A 19,338-nucleotide genomic window follows, 5' to 3' on the forward strand; every position below is an offset into this window, starting at 1 on the left:
TGCGCTCGGCGGGGTCAGGACGGCATACCGGCTGCCAGCAGTGCCGCCGTCACGCGCTGCACGACGGCCTGACGCTGATGGCGGAGTTGTCGCGCGCTCACCCGGACGATCGTCCAGCCGCGGTTGGCCAGGTACTCGAGCCGGTCGATGTCGTTCGCGTAGTCCTCCGGACCGGTGAAGTGCTGTTCACCGTCGTACTCGACGCCGACGGTCCACCGTGGCCAGCCCATGTCGATGCCGCGAACGACGCGCCGGTTCTCCGTGACGGGTATCTGCGTCTGAGGTCGCGGGAGCCCCGCGTGCACCAGCAGCAGACGTAGCCGCGTCTCCTGCGGCGACTCGGCGCCGCCGTCGGCGAGGTCTAGCGCCATGCGGAGCCGGCGGATACCGCGCGCTCCCGGGTACCGAGCGGCGACCGCCTCGATCTCCGACGCGGAGACCCTCGTCGCGTTCATCAAGGCGTCGATCCGGATCACGCCCAGCTCGAGGCTCAGTCGACGGCCCAGGTCGTAGGCGGTGCGCGCGGCGGTGGTGCACCTGACGTCGCCGACGTGTCGCACTTCGTCGTCGCGAATGCAGTTGCTGCGGATGGCGATTCCGTTCGGCCTGCCGCGACGAGCGTGCGCGACCTCGGCGGGTAGGTCGGCAGGAATCCACTTGCTGCCGAGCATGGCCGCGGCGCTGTGGCCGACGAGGATCGCTCGCCGGTCGGACCACAGCCATGCGGCCCGCGCACGGTCTACGGCGGTGAGTTCGACGCCGGCCCTGGTGTAGACGTTGCGGTGGACCTTCGTGTATCGGCGGCGCAGGTCCCGACGGGTGACGTCGCCGGTCGCGAGGGCCTCGGTGCCCACGATGAGGGGGTCGCGCATGCATACATCGTCACCGCTGCCGGGACATGCCCCCGACACCAATCGTCGAGCGCACGCTTGTTGCCGCCGCTACTCGGCCGATGCGTTCATCAAGCGTGCGCTCGGCGCAATCAGGCCGACGCGAGCCGCTTCTTCTCCGCCTCGACGTCGAAATCCGCTGCGGGCCAGGACAGGTCGAGTCCCTCGAGCGCCTCGATCAGCAGCTCGGTGACCGCCAGCCGCGCGTACCACTTGCGGTCGCAGGGGATGACGTGCCAGGGCGCGATGTCGGTCGACGTGCGCTCCAGCATCGCCTGGTACGCCTCCTGGTAGCGCGGCCACAAGAGCCGCTCGTCGACGTCGGCGGGGTTGTACTTCCAGAACTTCTCCGGCCGCTCGAGGCGCTCGGTCAGCCGCTTCTTCTGCTCGTCGAGCGAGACGAACATGGCGACCTTGACGATCGTGGTGCCGTCGAGGGCGATCCGCTTCTCGAAGTCGTTGATGGTGTCGTAGCGGGTGCTCCACACCTCGGGGGCGACGAGGTCGTGCACGCGGACGATCAGCACGTCCTCGTAGTGCGAACGGTCGAACACGCCGACGTGTCCGGGCGTCGGGAGCTTGCGCTCGATGCGCCAGAGGAAGTCGTGGGCGAGTTCCTCCTCGGTCGGCTTGCCGAAGTTGGCGTACTGGATGCCCTGCGGATTGCCTGCGCCGACAACGTGTTTGACGATGCCACCCTTGCCGGCGGTGTCCATGCCCTGCAGCACCAGCAGCACCTTGCGGTTGTCGCCCGCCAGGCTGTTGGCGTACAGCATCTCCTGCAGCTCGGCGAAGCGCTCGGCGCGCTCGAGCAGGAGGTCGGGCGCGTCGGACTTGCTGCCCTTGAAGCCCGGCGTCGCGTTCGTCTCGATGGCGGCGACGGAGTCACCCGGCTTGAACGCCAGGTGGATGTGCGGCTCGTGGGTCCACAGCTCCGGCAGATCGTTGGTCACGTCGTCGCTCAATGCTCGCTCCAGTCCTCGCCGCGATCGCCCCTCGGAGGCGTTCGGTACCCGGTCAGTCAAGCAGTTGCGGCGGCAATACGGGCGACGGGTGGGGCATCGAGCGGAACTCCTCGAGCGATCCGCCGACCTCGACGATGCCCCGCAGCGCGTTCCACGACAGCATCGTGAGGTAGTCGATCAGCTCGTCGGCCGTCATCCGGGGATGCGACATCCAGGAGTGGGTGGCCAGCTGCACGCCGCCGACGATCATGAACGCCCACGGCTGCGCACCGCTGGTGTCCATGCCTGCCTCGGCCATGCGGCGGCGAAGCATGACGCCGAGCATGCGGGCGATGATCTGTTCGGAGTCCGCGACGGCCTTGCTCTTGCTCGCCGAGCTGTTGGCCATGACGAACGGGTAGATCTCCGGCTCGGCGGCCACGGTGTCGACGTAGACGCGGATGATCTCGCGGGTCAGGTCGTAGCCGTCGAGGTTGGCCGTCAGCGCGGCCGCCATGTTGGGGATCAGGGTGGTCTGCGCGAACCGCATCATCACCGCGGTGGTCAGATCGTTCTTGTCGACGAAGTAGCGGTACAGGACGGTCTTCGAGACGCCGATCTCAGCGGCGATCTCGTCCATGCTGACGTTGCTGCCACGGAGCCTGATGGCGTCCAGCGTGCCGTCGACCAACTCGTTGCGGCGATCGACTTTGTGCTGATGCCAGCGCCGTTTGCGCCCGTCGGTCTTCACCGCCCCGGCGATTGATTGCTGTGCCACTGTCGCAGTTATCCATTCCCTCGTCCCGATCGATGATACGGCGCGGCGGGGGGCTACGGGTGGTCGGACGACGGGGCATCCGTCGCGATGACGGAGAATGGAGACGTGTCATCACCTCCCACGAGCGCCGAGCGCCGCGGCTTTGCCGAGTCGATGGCCGGCACCGAGTCGCCCGCCGACGCCGAACGCCGCCGCGGACTGCAACGGATGAAGGTCGTCGCGACCGGTTTCCTGCTCGGCGCGACGATCGTCTTCCTGCTCTGCACCTGGGCCCAGTCGCACGGCGCCGCACCCTGGGTGGGCTACGTCCGGGCCGCCGCGGAGGCGGGCATGGTGGGCGCACTCGCGGACTGGTTCGCGGTGACGGCCCTGTTCAAGCACCCGTTGGGCATCCCGATCCCGCACACGGCGATCATCAAGCGCAAGAAGGATCAGCTGGGCGAGGGGCTCGGCGACTTCGTCCGCGAGAACTTCATGTCGCCCGAGGTGATCGAGGGCAAGGTCCGCGAGGCGGAGGTCGCCGGCCGGATGGGCCGCTGGCTGGCGCACCCCACGAACGCCGAACGCGTGGCGGCCGAGGCGTCCACCGTGCTGCGGGTGCTGGTCGAGATGCTGCGCGACGACGACGTGCAGCAGCTGCTCGACCGGATGATCGTCAAGCGCGTCGCGGAACCGCAGTGGGGTCCGCCGGCCGGCCGGGTGCTCGCATCGATGCTGGAGGCGGGACGTCACGAAGCGGTCATCCAATTGCTGGCCGACCGTGCCTTCCAGTGGTCGCTCAATGCCGGCGACACCATCGAGCGGGTCATCGAGCGAGATTCGCCGACGTGGACGCCGAAGTGGGTCGACGGTCTGGTGGGCGAGCGGATCCACCGCGAACTGATGGACTTCACCGACAAGGTGCGCCGCAATCCCGAGCACGAGATCCGGCAGTCGGCCAACAAGTTCCTCGTCGAGTTCGCCGACGATCTGCAGCACGACGACGACACGATCGCCCGCGCGGAGAAGGTCAAGGAGGAGGTCATGGCGCGCGACGAGGTCGCCCGCGCCGCCGAGACCGCCTGGGGCACCGCCAAGCGGATCATCCTGGAGTCCGTCGAGGATCCGACGTCGGCCCTGCGGACCCGCGTCGCCGACTCGGTGGTGCACATCGGGGAGTCGCTGCGCGACGACGAGGACCTGCGCATCAAGGTCGACAACTGGATCGTCCGGGCGGCAAAACACCTGGTGGAACAGTATGGGACGGAGATCACAGCCGTCATCACGGAGACCATCGAGCGCTGGGACGCCGACGAGGCGAGCCGTCGCATCGAGTTGCACGTGGGCCGTGACCTGCAGTTCATCCGCATCAACGGCACCGTGGTGGGCTCGCTCGCCGGTCTGATCATCTACTCGATAGCCCAGCTACTGTTCTGACCTGCGCTAGCAGGTGCTTGCAAAAGTTAGCACCCCGTCCTACGGTTGTGAGTGTCAGCCGATCACGGACGAAGGGGGCAACCAGATGGCGTCACAAGACGAGAACATCGCCGCCGTCGTGACCACCGTGGCGTCGAACGCGGCATCCGACATCGGCAGCTTCATTCGCGCCAAGCGCGAAGCGGCGCAGGTGTCGGTGCGGCAACTCGCCGAGCAGGCCGGGGTCAGCAACCCCTACCTCAGCCAGATCGAACGAGGCCTGCGCAAACCGTCCGCTGACGTGCTCAGCCAGATCGCAAAGGCCCTGCGTGTGTCCGCCGAGGTGCTCTACGTGCAGGCCGGGATGCTGGAGCCGAGCGAACACAGTGAGGTGCGGGACGCCATCGTCGCCGACGCCTCGATCACCGAGCGGCAGAAGCAGGTGCTGCTCGACATCTACACGTCCTTCTGTCAGCAGAACGACGCCCTGGCGGCCGCGGACGCCGTCGTAGTAGATGAGGAGTCACCCACTGATTGACGCCCGACTCCGCCCAACCACCACGAAGATCGAAGACATCCACGAAGGGAATGGCTGACATGGCCGACAAGAACCAGACCAACATCGAAGACCTGAAGGCCCCGCTCCTCGCGGCGGTCGGCGCCGCAGACCTGGCGCTCGCCACGGTCAACGAGATCCTCGCGACGCTGCGTGAGCGTGCCGGCGAGGCGCGCACCGACGCCGAGGCACGCGTCGAAGAGGCCCGCGCCAACCTGACCAAGCTGCAGGAAGACCTGCCCAGCCAGGTCGGCGAGTTCCGCGAGCGCCTCAGCGCCGACGAACTGCGCGAGGAGCTGCGCAAGGCCGCCGAGACCTACGCCGAGAGCGCGACCGCGACGTACAACAAGCTCGTCGAGCGTGGCGAGGAGGCGCTGGCCCGCCTGCGCAGCCAGCCGGCCCTCGAAGACGCCGCCAACCGCGTCGAGAGCGTCACCGACCAAGCCGTCGAGCTGACCCAGGATGCGCTGGGCAACGTCGCGACCCAGACCCGCGCGGTCGGCGAGCGCGCCGCCAAGCTGGTCGGCGTCGAGCTGCCCAAGCGTGCCGAGAAGGCCGCCGAGCCGGTCAAGGAAGCCGCCAAGAAGGCCCCCGCCAAGAAGGCGCCCGCCAAGAAGGCTCCGGCCCCGGCCGCCAAGGCTCCGGCGCCCGCGCCGGCCAAGGCTCCCGCCAAGAAGGCGCCCGCCAAGAAGGCCCCGGCCAAGAAGGTCACCCAGAAGTAAGGACTCCGAGTAGTCCTGTTTGGCACAGGAGGACGTAACCCGCATAGGCTCGAGGCGTGCAGCCTTCTAGCCTGGTGGGTTACGTCCTCCTCGTCATTCAGGTGGCAGCCCTCGCGACGGGTGCGTACGCATTCGTCCACGCCGCCATCCAGCGTCCCGACGCGTTCACGGCCGCCGAGAAGATGAGCAAGCCGATCTGGCTCGCGATCATCGGCGGCACCGCCCTGCTGGCCCTCGTCCTCGGTCCCCCGGTGGGATCGGCGATCGTCGCGTGCGCCGCGGGCATCTACATCGTCGACGTCAGGCCGAAGGTTCTCGACGTCCAGGGAAAGTCGCGGTAGCGCGTGTCCCGTCTCCTCGCCGCCACGCTCGCAGCGGCGGCGCTCGCCCTAGCGGCGCCCGCCTCGGCGACGCCGACCGTGGGCCCGCCGTTCGTCGACCACACCGAGTGGGCGAAGTGGGGTGACCTCAACAGCCTCCGCGTCTACCCGACGTCCGCCGGCCGCCAGGCCTCCGTCCAGGCCGGCGGCGCCACCGCTGCGGGCGACGAGGCGTGGTCCGAGGTGCTGGCCCAGGCCCCCGACGCCGACCTGCCCGGCATGCGGCAGCAGTTCATCTGCCACTGGCAGTTCGCCGAGATGGTCGAACCGGGCAAGACGAGTTGGAACCTGGAGCCGTGGCGGCCCGAGGTGTCCGACGACACGATGATCTCGACCGGGTGCAATCCCGGTGGTACGCAGGAGCCGTTCTAGGTGGCCTGGACCCGCAGTCAGGTGGCCGAACTCGTCGACCACACGCTGCTCAAGCCCGAGGCCACCGACGCCGACGTCGAGAAGCTCGTCGCCGAGGCGTCCGACCTCGACGTGTACGCGGTGTGCGTGTCCCCGTCCATGCTGAAGACCGTTGCGCGCGTTGGCCCTTCGGGCCGCCAGATCGCCGCCGTCGTCGGCTTCCCGTCCGGCAAGCACGTGTCCGAGGTGAAGGCGCACGAGGCGTCGGTGGCCGTGATGATGGGCGCCGACGAGATCGACATGGTGATCGACGTCGGCGCCGCGGTCGCCGGTGACATCGACGCCGTGCGTGCCGACATCGCGGCCGTCCGGGCGGCCGTCCCCAACGCGGTGCTGAAGGTGATCGTCGAGTCCGCGGCGCTGCTCGACCTCGCGGACGAGCAGACATTGATCGACGTGTGCCTCGCCGCCAAGGAGGCCGACGCCGACTTCGTGAAGACGTCGACGGGCTTCCACCCCGCGGGCGGCGCCTCGGTGCGCGCGGTGTCGCTGATGGCGGAGACCGTCGGCCCCGAGGTCGACGTCAAGGCCAGCGGCGGCATCCGCTCCGCAGCGGACGCGATCGCGATGCTCGACGCCGGCGCCACGCGCCTCGGCCTGTCCGGGACGCGCGCCGTCCTCGACGGCCTCCCGGACTAGATCCGGACACCACGGCGTCGCGTCTGCCGGTGCTTCGATCTCGAACCGCCGCGCCGCTGGGGCCGACCCTCGGTAGGGTGACTGCTGGGACGGTGCGTCGGCCGGACCAGGAGGGAAACCCGTTGATCCTCTACGCCTTTCGCTGCGAGTCCGGCTGCGGCACGACGACGCAGTTCCATCCGATGGCGGACCGACCCGATTCCGTCGAGTGCCCGACGTGCCAGGGTTCGGCCCGGCGGACTCTCGCCTCACCTCACGTGGGACGGGCCGACGCCGCCGCGATGGCGCTGCACGACCGGACCCGGGCCACGGGCGACCGACCGGCCGTGGTGTCACGTCCGCCGTCCACGGGACGCCGGCAGACCGTCACCACCAATCCGCTGCACCGAACCCTGCCGCGACCGTAGAACGCGACCCCAGAAGGAGTTCCCATGCCCGAGCTCGTCTTCCCCCTCGACTCCACCAGGAAGTTCACCGACCAGGAGAAGCTCGGCCACAACCGCTGGCATCCCGACATCCCCGCGGCGGTGACGGTCAAGCAGGGGGACGAGTTCCGGGTGCACTGCCGGGAGTGGTTCGACGGCGCCATCGTCAACGACGACTCCGCCGAGGACATCCTCAACGCGCCCCTGACCACCGTGCACGTGCTGTCCGGGCCCATCGCCGTCGAGGGTGCGAAGCCGGGTGACTTGCTGGTCGTCGACATCCTCGACGTCGGCCCCATCCCGCAGGAGGACTCCGGACCGCTCGCGGGCCAGGGCTGGGGCTACACCGGGATCTTCCCCACCCAGAACGGCGGCGGCTTCCTCACCGAGCAGTTCCCCGATGCGTACAAGGCGATCTGGGACTTCTCGGGGCAGAAGGCGACGTCGCGGCACGTGCCGCACGTCGAGTTCACCGGCATCGTGCATCCCGGCCTGATGGGCACCGCGCCGTCCGCCGGGCTGCTGTCGACGTGGAACACCCGCGAGGCCGCGCTGATCGCCACGGATCCCGACCGGGTACCGCCGCTGGCGCTGCCGCCCGAACCCCGGGACGCGATCCTCGGCGGCCTCACCGGTGACGCTTTCACCAGGGCCGCAGCCGAGGCCGCCCGCACCGCGCCGCCGCGCGAGAACGGCGGCAACCAGGACATCAAGAACCTGACCAGGGGCAGCCGGATCTTCTATCCGGTGTTCGTCGACGGCGCCAACCTGTCGGTGGGCGACCTGCACTTCTCCCAGGGTGACGGCGAGATCACCTTCTGCGGGGCCATCGAGATGGGCGGCTTCATCGACCTGCGGGTCGAGGTGATCCCGGGTGGCATGGAGACCTACGGCGTCAGCGAGAACGCGATCTTCATGCCGGGCAACACCGACCCGCAGTACTCGGAGTGGCTGGCGTTCTCGGGCACCTCGGTGACGCTGGACGGCGAGCAGCGCTACCTGGACTCGCACCTGTCGTACCAGCGGGCCTGCCTGCACGCCATCGACTACCTGACCAAGTTCGGCTACAGCCCGGAGCAGGCGTACCTGCTGCTGGGCGCGGCGCCGATCGAGGGCCGGCTGTCCGGTGTGGTCGACATCCCGAACGCCTGCGCGACCGTGTACCTGCCGACGGCGATCTTCGACTTCCCGATCGCGCCGTCCGTCTCCGGTCCGACGCAGATCGACCCCGGCCCGGGTGCGCCGCGCGCGTCGTTCGCCTAGCCGCTAGATCCCCGAGAAGCAGGCGTCGTCGCCCTGCCCGCCGCCGGCGGGCATCGAGGCGTTCTGCGCGGAGAACTTGCTGATGATGCCGGTGTCGGTGACTTCGATGCTGTCGGCGCGGACGTTGAGCGGGTAGTCCTTGGTGAGCTGGGCGCTGAACGCGTCGAGCGCCGGCTGCACGGCTTCGCGGGGCAACGTGAACCCGAGGCCGGTCAGCGAGACGACCTTGAGTGCGATGGCGCCGTCGACGACCTGCGGCTCGGTGACGATCGATCCGAGCATGCCCTGGAGTTCGATGGTCCCGTCGGACGGGTTGGTGGTGACGCCGTTGACGAACGACCCGATCAGGGGGATCGCGTCCTGCAGCGTCTGCTTGATGCCGTCGGCCGACCAGTCGATGGTGGCGTTCAGCGAGCCGATGGTGCCCGCGGAGTTCGGGTTGTCGGAGACGGTGACGTCGTCGATGACGATGTCGGCCTTCATGCCCTTGGCCTCGCGCAGCCGGTTGCCCTCGGTGGTGATGTGGATGCCGCTGTAGTGCCCGGTCAGGTGCTGCAGCAGGAAGGGGCGCGGGCCGAACGAGACGCTCACGCCGTCCTGAACGACGCAGGACGTGGCCTTCGCGACCTCCTGGTTGCCGAGGTGGCGGGCGTACAGCTCGGCGCCGACCAGCCCGGCCAACGACAGCGCAAGGACGATGACGACGACCAGCGTGATCGACAGCGGGTCGCGGAAGAGGCGCTTGCCGCGCGACTCCTTCGGCGACTCCGGCGGGGGCGGCGCGTCCGACGGCTGACCCTGCGGGGAGTACGGCGGCGGCGGGGGAGGGGGTGGCTGCTGGCGGAACTGCTGGGTGGGCTGCTCACCGCTCTGAGGGTTCGGCCCCTGCGGTGGCTGGTTGGCCGGACGGCTCCACGGATCGGTCACCCCCGCGATTGTGCCCTACCGCTCCCGGCGAAGTCGGCGCGGTTGCGGAGCACGCCGAGGGTCTCGCGCACCGTGTCGACGGTGTCGGCGTCGACGTCGGTGACCACGAGCGCCGGCTCGTCGCCGGCGGCGGCGAGCACCTCACCCAGTGGTGAGGCCACCAGACTGCCGCCGACGCCGGTGGGTCCCGACGCGGCGATCTCGGCGCCGGGGTAGGCCTGGCCGACCGCCGCGACGAACCCGCCGGTGTCCAGCGCGCGGGCCCGCGCCAGCAACGTCCACTGCTCGAGCTTGCCGGGACCGGCACCCCACGACGCGTGCACGGTGGTGAGCCGCGCGCCGAGGCGGGCGAGTTCGACGTACAGCTCCGGGAAGCGCACGTCGTAGCACGTGGTCAGACCCACGACGACGCCGTCGACGGTGATGGTCGTGGGCGTGTGACCCGGTGCGACGGTTCGTGATTCGGCGAATCCGAACGCGTCGTAGAGGTGGATCTTGTCGTAGTGCGCGTCGACGCCGGGACCGGTGGCGAGCAGCGTGTTGACCACGCGACCGTCGTCACCGGGGGTGAACATGCCTGCCACGACCACGACGCCGTACCGGTCGGCGATCGCCCGTACCCGGCCGGCCCACGGCCCGTCGACGGGTTCGGCGACCGGGGCGAGCGGCACCCCGAAGCGGCACATCGTGGCCTCGGGGAACAGGGCGAGGCGCGCACCCGCCTCCGCGGCGCGGCGCACGCCGTCCTCGACCAGCTCGAGGTTGGCCGACGGGTCGGTGCCGGACTGGATCTGCGCGAGGGCAATCCGCATGGGTCGAGGGTACCGACGTCACCGTGGCGCGACGACGTCCCACGGCACCGACAGCACGCCGTCGCGCATCCGCCGCCGCGGCGGGTCGACGGGCACCCCCTGGTCGCGCAGCGTCGCGAGCATCGCCCGCCAGCGCATCCGCGGCCCGAACACGCCGTGCGGCGCGGCGGCGGCCCAGGCTCGGTCGGCGGCGGCGAGCAGCGCGTGCACGGGTTGGCCCTCGACGTTGTGGTGGATGAGCACCTTGGGGAGCCGCTCGGCGAGGTCGGACGGCTTCTCGATGGCGAACGGGTCGCACGCCAGCACCAGGCTGATGGGCCCGTCGGCGTCGAGCAGCACCCAGCAGCACAGCCGGCCCAGTTCGTCGCACGTCCCGTCGACGACGAGACCGCCGGGCGCGAGCCGGCCGGTCATCAACGCCCACGCGTCGGGGACCGCCTCGACGTCGTACTGCCGCAGCACGTTGAACGCCCGCACCAGCACCGGCACGAGACCGGCCAGCTCGAAGCCGCCCAGCCCGAACTCGACGCCGGGTTCCGACCCGGCCAGGGTCTTCGCGTCGCGGACCCGCTCGGGGTGGATCTCGAGGCCGACGACGTGGGCGTCGGGACGCACGGTCCGCAGCCGCGCGGCCAGCTCGAGCGTGGTCACCGGCAGCGCGCCGTAGCCGAGGTCGACGACGAGGGGGTCGCTCGCCGCGAGCAGGGCGGCGCGGACCCGGTCGGAGTGCACCAGCCACCGGTCGCTGCGCCGCAGCCGGTTGTAGCCCGTGGTGCCACGCGTGAGCCGTCCGATGGGGGCACCCATGGCCACCATCCTCTCGCGCTCAGGCGTTGGCGCGGATCCAGTCGGTGGTGAACCGCTGCTCGGCGATCAGCAGCTCCACCAGCTGGCTGCCGACGAAGCCCTCGACCTTGCCGCCGACCAGCGGGATGCGCACCTCGACGGTGGCCCTGAACTCCAGGCGTGACCCGGTGTCCGACGGTGCGAGCACGGCGGTGCCGGTCAGCGAGGCGGGGGCGCCGGGGATGGTGCCCTTGACGGTGGCGGTGGTCCGGCCGTCCCGGATCGGCGTCCACAGTTCCTCGCGGATGAAGCTGAGATCGCCCTTGTGGAACTGGGCGACGAGGCCGGGAAGCCGGCTCGCCCACAACGTCTGGGTGGTGACGACGTCGATGCCGTCGGCACCGACCGTCATCGAGTCGAGGGTGGCCTCGTCGGACCCGGACTGCTCCAGCCGGTCCGTCCAGTACTGCCGATCGCCGAACGCTTCGAAGACCTGCTCGACGCCGCCGTCGTAGTCGGCAGCCATGTCGAAGGAACGAGGCATAGCCGACCACGCTACCGTTACGGCCCGTGGTCGGTTCGTACTTCGCGGGCGCGGCGGTCGAGGAATCCGTTCCCCTGGCGCCGCTGCCACGCTGCGCGTCGGCCCGGTCGCACGCCGCCTAGGTGGTCGGGGGGTGTTTCGCACGTGTCGAACGCGGCGCTGGTTCGTGCTAGATCACCACAATCGTCTTATTCGCCACTGCAGAGTCCTCGAAGCGTTGCGCTTGAGATCGGGGCTAGCTAGCTTCGCGCGTACGCGCAGAGGTGGGGGAAGCCACGTGTTAATCAGTCGAATGGTGCGCACGATGGTCGTTGTCGCTGTGCTCCTCATGATTCATTTAGGGGCTCCGTCGGCATTTCGCGATGAGAACAATCTTCCCTATTTACAGCGATAAGTGGTGCGCAGGGAAAAGGGAGCATTACGCGAGTCAATGTAGCTGGTGCGCCGGGTAGCAGCGCCATCAGTCCATGCGGGCAGCGGTGGGCTCGCCTCGAGCTTTACCCGCGCGGGCAGATTGAAATCCTTGCGCCGTTGCTCTGCGTAAGTGGTTCTGCAAAAGGTGGTGCGTGGCGTATTGCCGTCAACAACATCACAAATCCCGTGCCCTGGAAGAGCCATTACTTTGAGTTCGTGGCATGCAAACCGTATGCGGCTTAGGCCTTGTGTCGATTGCCAACGAGATCGTGCGGACGATCGGATCAAATCTAAAGAACCGACAATCACCCTTAGTCATCATCGGCCGAGCCCGATTCACCAATTGCCTTCCGCTCTTCACCGATCTGATGGGCGCGAAGCTCATGGCCCTTGGAAGTGAGGCATCGCCCAGTTTGCAAATCCCATTGCCAGCCATGCAAGTCGCAGGTAATTCGCTTGCCATCGATGCGGCCAAACTTTGTTAGATCCGCTTTGAGGTGCGGGCAGCGACGCTGGATCTCCCAGCCCTCGAGTTTGATCGACGCGCTGTCGTCGATCGCCTCGGCGAACCATCCCTCCGCGTAGGCGATTCGCTCGGCGGTCAGACATTTGAAGAACGTGTAGAGGTATTCGTTGTAACCGCCGACGCGGTGCGCGGTGAACCGGGTCGACAGGAAGATGCTGTTGACCCAGTCGGGCTCGTCGTCGCGCAGCGCGGTTCTCACGAGCACAGGATCGATAGTGAAGGTAAATCGGTACGACTCATCGCGGATCGGCTCTCGCACGATCCGCTTCGGAAAGTCCAGCACGGCGGTCTCCGCGCCCAGCTTCAGCGCCACCGGGTAGCCGATGCCGTCGCAGATGAGGTCGGAGGCGACCATGATGGGCTCGAACTTGGCGCGCAGTGGGCCCAACAGCGGCTCGCCGTCGTCGGACGCCCACGCGGCCTTCTCGGCCGCGATAGTCGGCGCCTGACGCTGCGCGTAGGCCTCGATGTAGTCGGCCTTGTCGGTGGTGAACAGCGACTCGGGGTTCAGTACGGGGTGTGTCAGTGCGTCCAGCTCCGCGCCGTGCAGGACAGCGGTAGACCCCGGAATCATGAGCAGGCCGCCTTCCTGCCCGTGAGCCTCCAGTTCGGCGAGGAAAACGACCTGGTCCGGGAAGATGTTCGCCGGATCTCCGTAGACGTCGTTGAGCTTGCGCAGCGAATCGTCGAGGAAGCACGGCGGCCCCGCCGAGGGGATCACCCAGGTGGCACCAATGTCCGAGATGTACTGCCTGCACCGGTCCATGCCGCGCTGTCGCTTCTGACTGCCGAAGGCGTCCTTGGCCCTCTGCGGCATGTCGTAGGCGACGGGGTACCAGATGGCGCCGGAGAACTGGAGCATGTGGATGTCGATCGACCCGAACTGGCCGTGCAACGGATCCAGATCGACCGGGCGTGCGTCGTTCATGTTGAACGCCGTCGTCTCACCGTCATCTACCACCAAGGCTGAGTCACCCAAGGGACCGTCTGCAGGCGCGGCCAGCGCGATGATCATCACGTCGAGTGGCCCCTTGGGGCCACTCACGGTGTGGCGCACGTTGTTCTCAGTCTCGAAGAAGTTCTTGAAGCCCAAGCTCTCGAGTTCGCGCCGCAGGTCCGGTACTGGATAATCCGGCAGCAGCACGACGGTGTCCTTGTTGACGTGCTTGCGCAGGTTGCGGGGGTCGAAGTGGTCCTTATGGAGGTGCGAGACGTAGAGGTATTCGCAGTCGCCAAGTTCGTCCCAGTCCAGCTGAGAGTTGTCGGGGAAGGGGAACCACGAGGCGAAGTACGCGGGGTTGACCCACGGATCGCAGAGTATGGAACCGGCTGCGGTCCTGATGTGGAAACCCGCGTGGCCGACACTGGTGATCTCCACGGGCGTCCTTTCTCGTTCCGGACCGGGGCCGACGAATTGGGCTGCGTCGGTCGCCCCGGTAGCGTTTTGGCATGCCCACGTTCGCCGAGTTGACCACGATGCGCCTTGGCGGGCCCGCCACGGGTTACCTCATGGTATCCAGTGCCGACGACCTGATTGAAGCAGTGAGCGCCGCCGACCGAACTGGCCGACCAGTCCTGATCCTGGGCGGCGGGTCCAACCTGGTGGTCGGTGACCAGGGGTTTGACGGTTTAGTCGCCCACGTTCGGACGTCGGGCAGGTCGATCGAGGGTGAGACGATTCACGTCGACGCAGGGGTGGACTGGGATCTGGTGGTGCAGTTCTCGCTCGAGCAGGGCCTCGGTGGCCTGGAACCGTTGTCAGGCATACCGGGGTCGGTTGGCGGCACACCAGTTCAAAACGTCGGCGCCTACGGCACCCTTGTCTCGGACTTCCTCGTCGACGTCGTCGCCTACGACCGGCAGCTTGGCGGGGTCGTGCACATTCCCAACGCCGACTGCGGGTTCGGCAGTCACCGGCAATCGATCTTCAAGCACAGCGACCGCTGGGTCATCCTCTCGGTCTCGTTCACGTTGGAGCGCACGACGACTTCGCGTCCGATCAGGTTCGGCTCGCTTGCCGAGCGGATCGGAGTGCCGGTAGGCGAGCGCGTTCCGGTGTCGGTGGTTCGCGACACCGTGCTCGAAATGCGGGCCGAACGGAAGATGCTGCTCGACGAGCACGACCACGACACCTGGAGCGTGGGCTCGTTCTTCATCAACCCGGTGTTGGCGACGGTGCCCGAGAAGGCCAGCGCAGCGCCGACCTACCCCGACGTGCTGGGTACGAAGCTCCCCGCCGGCTGGCTGATCGACCACGCCGGCTTCGCGCCCGGGTACGGGGCGGACTGGGGCAGCGGCAACGTGCGCCTCTCGACAAAACACGCATTGGCCGTGACGAATTGGGGCGGCGCAACGACGCTCGAGGTGATGAAGTTCGCCGCACACATTCGCGAGGGCGTCGAGCAGGCCTTCGACATCAGGCTCGGGCCCGAGTGCGATCTGGTCAACTGCTCGTTCGACGATTGAGCGTCAGATGAGAAGGGCGGGGCGCCCCGGCCCGTCGAACAACTTCACTGAACGCACTCCCTTCCACAGCCGAATGCGTCGGCCGAGTTCGCGCAGGTCGTCGGCGAGTTCTTCGTACTGAGGCTTCAAGTTGTTGACGAAGTGCTGTCCCGAGTACGTATCAACGATGTGGTCCTTCGCGTCGATGTCGAGGAAGTGGTTCATGGAGATCGCGCGCACCACTCCGTAATCCAAATGGTCTGAACGCAGGTCCTCGATGAGGTTGGTGTCGTCGTCTTTGAAGACCAGATAGCCACCAAGCGCCTTGTCAATGGAGTCGAGCGCTTCGCCGCCGTCCCGACGGAAGATCACGGGCAACTTGACGTAACCCATATACGTGAAATGCAATGCGGTCGCGACGTTGATCGCGGTTCCGAAGGCGTCGACCCACGAACGGTCACTCGGGGCGGGTGGAACCTCGACCCCATGGTTGGCGCAGATTGTCAGCACCTCGTCGAGGCGGTCAACGGGTACGTCGATCTCGGTCGGCGCCTCTGTCTCTTCGCTTACCACTTGTCCTCCTTTGACCTGGATTTCTTGAATAGGAACCGAGATGGGGTCATCTGACGTAGGTGACGAACCGACTCCACTCCCACACCTCTAGAGCGGTGCCGAGCGCAGCGAGTTGAGCCGCCCGCAGCAATTGGGGAAGTGCGCTTGATGATTCGTTCTGCGTGCGGTTGACGATATTGCTTGCGACAAAGCCTGCACCCTTGTCGCTGACGGGCCCGATGCCGGCGATCACCGCCGACGCGCCACCGCTTAGCGCAGCCACGCAGAAAGCCAGTGGTTCGCTGAATGAGCTGTTCTTCAACTCGCCGGAGTGGCAGACCGCAAGTATGACCGCGCTTGGCCACTGCATCCCGAATGCTTCAGCAGCAGTAAAGGGTTCGGGAAGATAGATGGACTGTCGCAGGCCGGTACTCCCCCCGTGTGCGGCGATGTGAAGCAAGCCGTAGCTCGCACCCACAGTTGTCAGTACGGATTTGAGGTCGCGTGGCGCCACCAATGCTCCGCGCGTCGAATCGTATGACACGACGGTGTCGGTGTCCGGACTGTAGGGGAACCCCCAACTCTCGAACTCCGATTGGAGGTCAAGGCGCGCGCCGGTCCAGCCGTCGACCTCGACCTGCTCCGACACGAGATGGACGAGCGCTGGGCCTTGGACCGCCGGTGGACCCTGCGACGAAAGGTTGGCCAAACACGGTGTGAGGGTGATGAGGAAGCGCTCGATGAGCCGCCCGGAGTCGACATCGGCGCACAGTGCGGCCCACGGAACCATCTCGAGGAAGTCGTGGGGTGACACCACCAACTGCGGTGCATCGGGCAGGTGATTCCTGTGCGCTTGGAGGATCTCGGCGGGCAGCAGCCAGATGGAAACGGCACTAAGGTCGGCGCGGCTCGGGTACTTGCCTTCCGCGACCCTTCTCACAAGGGCTCCGCGAAAGTCCGCCGGTTGACGCGTGAACGTGACGGAACCTTCGGACGTCACGTGGGACCGGTAGAGGACACGCTGGGTACCGCGCGCAGTGTTCTCGAGCCAGACGTAGTCCAAGGCTTCGCGACCCGCTAAGGCGGCGACGACGCCAGCGACGTCCACGCGACGCGGGTCGAGTAGGTCGAGTGAGAGTTGGTGAAGGCGGGACTTTATGCGGCCCTCAACCCGCTGTCTGAGCACACGCCGAGCGGCTACCTGCTCTTCTCGCACCGCGGGGTCGAGGTCGATGCGCCAGAGCTCGGCATCGATCCTAGACACCTCGCCGAGGTAGTTCTTGATGTGCCTTGGTAGCGAGATCGACGAGTCCTGCATGATGTGCCCGAGTGAGTACTGTTTGACAAGGACGGCGATGCGAAAACCCAGGATGTTGAAACGATTCGGACGCGCAGCGCAAACTTCGGCGACATCCCCGAGGCATGCGCGCAACACTCGCGCGAGGGGACTCTGGCTCCGTGCCAGCACTCGCCATTGTCGAAAGAGCTGCTCGATGACCCACACCGCCTGCTCTGCTGAGGCAAGGACGGTGGCGTCGTCCGCTCCGGCGAGATGCCAGGCGTCCATCGCGCATAGCACGGCGTTCAATTCGTGAACCAAGAACGACGGAGCGTTCGTCTGCCCGGCAGCCAATTCATCGCGGACTTTGACCTGCGCGAGGTGGGCGAGGCCGCTGGTGTCCAGTCCGCCTTGAAGGTACGCGACGACGCCCCGCACCATCGTCAGCCGACCCCGCCACCAACTCTCATCGAGATTCGGGGCATTGATCGACTTACGTTTCACTGCAAGGTGCTTCGCAAGTCCGATTGGATCGGTGGCCAGGCCGGCGAGCCGCTCACACTCAAAATTGTGCCGTAGGTGGTCATTACCGGTTCCAGTAAGGAAGCGGTCCTCGTCGAGTTCGAGCAGGGTGTCGAGCCACTCGCGGGGATGGTAAGGATCGAGTCTGCAGCTCCGGCTGTATAGCCAAAAGGTGACGGCCCGGAGGTCAAGGTTGTGTACGTGCGACGGGTCGGCGATGTCGGAAGATTCGAAGTGTCCGAGCAGTCGCAGCGCGTGCTCGTAGACGTGTGCAGCCGTCGGCGCGTTCTGGCGGTCCCGCCACCAGCCGTAGTCGGACCCCGGGTGAGCTTCCAGTCCTCGATCAACCGCCACCGGGTCGAACCAACTCTTGGGCCTCAGTCCGAGCAGGTTGCAGCATTCCGCGATCGCGGCCGCATGGCTCAGGTTCTCGACGCGCGCAGAGACTTCGCGTCCACCGACGGTGGATCTCGATCCAAGTACGAGGTGTTTGGTTGCCGCCCGTTTCAACAATTCATCGATGTCGTAGAGGTCGCCAGCCCTCTGCATGCTGCGCTCGGTACGTGCTGCGACTTCCGCCCAGTGGCCGGACATCAGCAGGTCGTAACGCTTCAGGCAGCGAAGAGCCAGCGCTCGGCGCTCGGAATGAGAGACGTCCCGAGGGATTCGCGTGTCAGTCACGATCGGTGCCAAGTACGGCCAGAACTCGATCTCGCCGGCCCGATTCAGTAGCGAACCGGTCCAACTCGAGCCACTCGCGACGCCAAGCGCGGTAACCCGTTCGCGCTCCAAACTTGCTTCGAATCGCTTCGATGCCGCGGATGTACTCCGGCATGGTGGCGCTCCCGATCACGTTTGCATCAGCCCGAGGATTCGTCTGCGCTCGGAGCCACGCGGCGAGGTCTTCGACTTCGTTGAGATCACAACGACGACCCATGACGTCGTGCTCGAGGATCGTCGGAAGTTCACCATCAGGGCACAGCAGGAAGTACGCCAGTCGAAGCTGTATCAACGAGCGAAGGTGGGAGCCGATGTACGGAACGTCATCGAGTGTTTCGTTCGGGAAGGGGTGTTCAATGCGGCGGTACGCTTCCTTGAAGCCTTCAACCAGCTGGTCGGTGTACTGATCCCAACTATCGGCCTCTGGCGCGTCATGCTCGTACGATTCCATCAGCGGGCACATCGGTACAAGTAGGAGGTGCGCCCGCGCCGTCATGATCCCGGGGTTCTGCATCGATGCCCTGCCAAGCAACCGCTTGGCTGTCTTCTGTTTGGCAGGGCCGTATTCCAGAAACGTCATGTCAGCGAGCTTCATCGCGAGTCGACCGCTCTCCACACCGACGCGAAGGCTGTGCGCAAGTTCCGCAATGGCCTCGTCTTGGTCGTCGTCGTCGACTTCCCCCCTGGCTACTCGCTCACTCCAGCGGGCGACGACGAACTCCGGCTCACGGCAGGCGGTTCCGGTCCTCGACAAGTAGTGCTGCTCGCGGATCTCGGTGAGGTCGCACTTGAGGTCTTCGAGGTGAGGACCGTTACCGAACTTGCCGGATTCGATCTCGTCGGCGCGCCGCGCGAGGATCCTGTCGAGCTCGGTATGCGTGGTCTCAGCGTCGTCGTACCCCTCGGCAGTGTCGCGTTTGGAGTGAGCCAGTGCTTGGCAGCGGACCGCGCCGAACGAGCGCAGGCTGAATTCTGGCCATGGCGTCCCACGCCCCATGTCTGCGATCTCGGCGATCTGCGCGCAGTTGAGTTCGGATCGGCTCCGTGCGTCACCCCGAAGGTCGGGAAAGGCGAGCCCGACCTTGTCGATGGCCACTTGACCGGCCTCGTACAGCGCCCAACCGAAGAAGCGCAGTTCGTCGATCAGGTCTGGGGGCGGGACCACTGCGGGCGGCTTGCCGCGCGCAGTCAGGGCAACGTGGCTAGCGCGCAGGTGCTGAAACACCGTTCTGAGGAAGGGGAGATAGTTGCCGATGTCGCTGAGCCTCGGCCTCATCCTCGGCAGCCGATGCGCAATTCGCTCGAGTTCGGCGACGTACTGGTCCTCTGGTACATCAACCCCGGGAACGTGGTCGTCGGGAAAGTCATCCCCAGTAACGGCTGCCAACCCCAGGCCCCCTAAACGCCA

The 19,338-nt window shown here is 66.9% G+C and carries 20 protein-coding genes; 9 read left to right on the top strand and 11 right to left on the bottom strand.

Translation table 11 applies throughout. The features are described 5' to 3' along the window. Positions 1 to 14: 14 nt before the first annotated feature. From AC1MEY_RS27130 to AC1MEY_RS27140, 3 genes are all read right to left on the bottom strand, one after another. Positions 15 to 872 carry an endonuclease domain-containing protein gene (locus tag AC1MEY_RS27130; protein WP_480228424.1) on the bottom strand — a complete coding sequence of 286 codons (858 nt, stop codon included), beginning with the start codon at positions 870 to 872 and terminating at the stop codon, positions 15 to 17. Positions 873 to 982: 110 nt separating this feature from the next. Then, on the bottom strand, positions 983 to 1,855 hold the full coding sequence (locus tag AC1MEY_RS27135; RefSeq protein ID WP_480228425.1) for a polyphosphate kinase 2 family protein: 873 nt from the start codon (positions 1,853 to 1,855) through the stop codon (positions 983 to 985). 52 nt (positions 1,856 to 1,907) lie between these two features. Continuing rightward, positions 1,908 to 2,612, bottom strand: coding sequence for a TetR/AcrR family transcriptional regulator (locus tag AC1MEY_RS27140; RefSeq protein WP_480228426.1), 705 nt, complete (start codon positions 2,610 to 2,612; stop codon positions 1,908 to 1,910). A gap of 87 nt (positions 2,613 to 2,699) precedes the next feature. Here AC1MEY_RS27140 and AC1MEY_RS27145 point away from each other — a divergent pair, with 87 nt between their 5' ends. The 8 genes from AC1MEY_RS27145 (at position 2,700) to fmdA (ending at position 8,403) form a co-directional block, all read left to right on the top strand. Continuing rightward, positions 2,700 to 4,028: a DUF445 domain-containing protein gene (locus AC1MEY_RS27145; RefSeq protein WP_480228427.1), complete on the top strand. Its 1,329-nt coding sequence runs from the start codon at positions 2,700 to 2,702 to the stop codon at positions 4,026 to 4,028. Between the two features lie 85 nt (positions 4,029 to 4,113). Next, positions 4,114 to 4,545: a helix-turn-helix domain-containing protein gene (locus AC1MEY_RS27150; RefSeq protein WP_480228428.1), complete on the top strand. Its 432-nt coding sequence runs from the start codon at positions 4,114 to 4,116 to the stop codon at positions 4,543 to 4,545. A 59-nt stretch (positions 4,546 to 4,604) separates the two neighbouring features. Next, positions 4,605 to 5,285: a heparin-binding hemagglutinin gene (locus tag AC1MEY_RS27155; protein ID WP_480228429.1), complete on the top strand. Its 681-nt coding sequence runs from the start codon at positions 4,605 to 4,607 to the stop codon at positions 5,283 to 5,285. A gap of 56 nt (positions 5,286 to 5,341) precedes the next feature. Continuing rightward, positions 5,342 to 5,626, top strand: coding sequence for a DUF2516 family protein (locus AC1MEY_RS27160; protein ID WP_163796728.1), 285 nt, complete (start codon positions 5,342 to 5,344; stop codon positions 5,624 to 5,626). Positions 5,627 to 5,629: 3 nt separating this feature from the next. Next, the gene (locus AC1MEY_RS27165; RefSeq protein WP_480228430.1) at positions 5,630 to 6,037 is read left to right on the top strand and encodes a DUF2599 domain-containing protein; all 408 of its coding nucleotides are present in this window, start codon (positions 5,630 to 5,632) and stop codon (positions 6,035 to 6,037) included. Next, a complete protein-coding gene (deoC, locus tag AC1MEY_RS27170) occupies positions 6,038 to 6,715 on the top strand; it encodes a deoxyribose-phosphate aldolase (protein ID WP_480228431.1) in 678 nt (225 codons plus the stop codon). 77 nt (positions 6,716 to 6,792) lie between these two features. Beyond that, the gene (locus AC1MEY_RS27175) at positions 6,793 to 7,122 is read left to right on the top strand and encodes an FmdB family zinc ribbon protein (protein WP_480228432.1); all 330 of its coding nucleotides are present in this window, start codon (positions 6,793 to 6,795) and stop codon (positions 7,120 to 7,122) included. Between the two features lie 24 nt (positions 7,123 to 7,146). Next, positions 7,147 to 8,403 carry a formamidase gene (fmdA, locus tag AC1MEY_RS27180; protein WP_480228433.1) on the top strand — a complete coding sequence of 419 codons (1,257 nt, stop codon included), beginning with the start codon at positions 7,147 to 7,149 and terminating at the stop codon, positions 8,401 to 8,403. 3 nt (positions 8,404 to 8,406) lie between these two features. On the opposite strand, the gene AC1MEY_RS27185 is transcribed toward fmdA, so the two are convergent. The 5 genes from AC1MEY_RS27185 to AC1MEY_RS27205 form a co-directional block, all read right to left on the bottom strand. Further along, complete coding sequence (locus AC1MEY_RS27185) at positions 8,407 to 9,330, bottom strand: LmeA family phospholipid-binding protein (RefSeq protein WP_480228434.1); 924 nt, start codon at positions 9,328 to 9,330, stop codon at positions 8,407 to 8,409. After that, positions 9,327 to 10,142, bottom strand: a complete 816-nt coding sequence (locus AC1MEY_RS27190; RefSeq protein WP_480228435.1) for a carbon-nitrogen hydrolase family protein — start codon at positions 10,140 to 10,142, stop codon at positions 9,327 to 9,329. The genes AC1MEY_RS27185 and AC1MEY_RS27190 overlap by 4 nt, the downstream gene beginning before the upstream one ends. A gap of 18 nt (positions 10,143 to 10,160) precedes the next feature. Then, positions 10,161 to 10,949: a class I SAM-dependent methyltransferase gene (locus AC1MEY_RS27195; protein WP_480228436.1), complete on the bottom strand. Its 789-nt coding sequence runs from the start codon at positions 10,947 to 10,949 to the stop codon at positions 10,161 to 10,163. Between the two features lie 19 nt (positions 10,950 to 10,968). Continuing rightward, on the bottom strand, positions 10,969 to 11,472 hold the full coding sequence (locus AC1MEY_RS27200; protein WP_480228437.1) for a DUF2505 domain-containing protein: 504 nt from the start codon (positions 11,470 to 11,472) through the stop codon (positions 10,969 to 10,971). Between the two features lie 725 nt (positions 11,473 to 12,197). Further along, positions 12,198 to 13,790, bottom strand: a complete 1,593-nt coding sequence (locus tag AC1MEY_RS27205) for a Rieske 2Fe-2S domain-containing protein (protein ID WP_480228438.1) — start codon at positions 13,788 to 13,790, stop codon at positions 12,198 to 12,200. Positions 13,791 to 13,861: 71 nt separating this feature from the next. On the opposite strand from AC1MEY_RS27205, the gene AC1MEY_RS27210 reads away from it, so the two are divergent. Continuing rightward, entirely contained in the window at positions 13,862 to 14,878 is a 1,017-nt protein-coding gene (locus AC1MEY_RS27210) for a UDP-N-acetylmuramate dehydrogenase (protein ID WP_480228439.1), read from the top strand. A gap of 3 nt (positions 14,879 to 14,881) precedes the next feature. Here the strand turns inward: AC1MEY_RS27210 and AC1MEY_RS27215 are convergent, their stop codons facing one another. The 3 genes from AC1MEY_RS27215 to AC1MEY_RS27225 are packed head-to-tail and all read right to left on the bottom strand — an operon-like array spanning position 14,882 to position 19,317. Then, positions 14,882 to 15,430: a hypothetical protein gene (locus AC1MEY_RS27215; RefSeq protein ID WP_480228440.1), complete on the bottom strand. Its 549-nt coding sequence runs from the start codon at positions 15,428 to 15,430 to the stop codon at positions 14,882 to 14,884. A gap of 46 nt (positions 15,431 to 15,476) precedes the next feature. Continuing rightward, entirely contained in the window at positions 15,477 to 17,891 is a 2,415-nt protein-coding gene (locus tag AC1MEY_RS27220) for a CHAT domain-containing protein (RefSeq protein ID WP_480228441.1), read from the bottom strand. Then, positions 17,884 to 19,317 (bottom strand): hypothetical protein, encoded by a 1,434-nt coding sequence (locus tag AC1MEY_RS27225; RefSeq protein WP_480228442.1) that lies wholly within the window; start codon positions 19,315 to 19,317, stop codon positions 17,884 to 17,886. The genes AC1MEY_RS27220 and AC1MEY_RS27225 overlap by 8 nt, the downstream gene beginning before the upstream one ends. Between the last annotated feature and the right edge of the window lie 21 nt (positions 19,318 to 19,338).

This window comes from Mycobacterium sp. PTI7 (assembly GCF_056679845.1).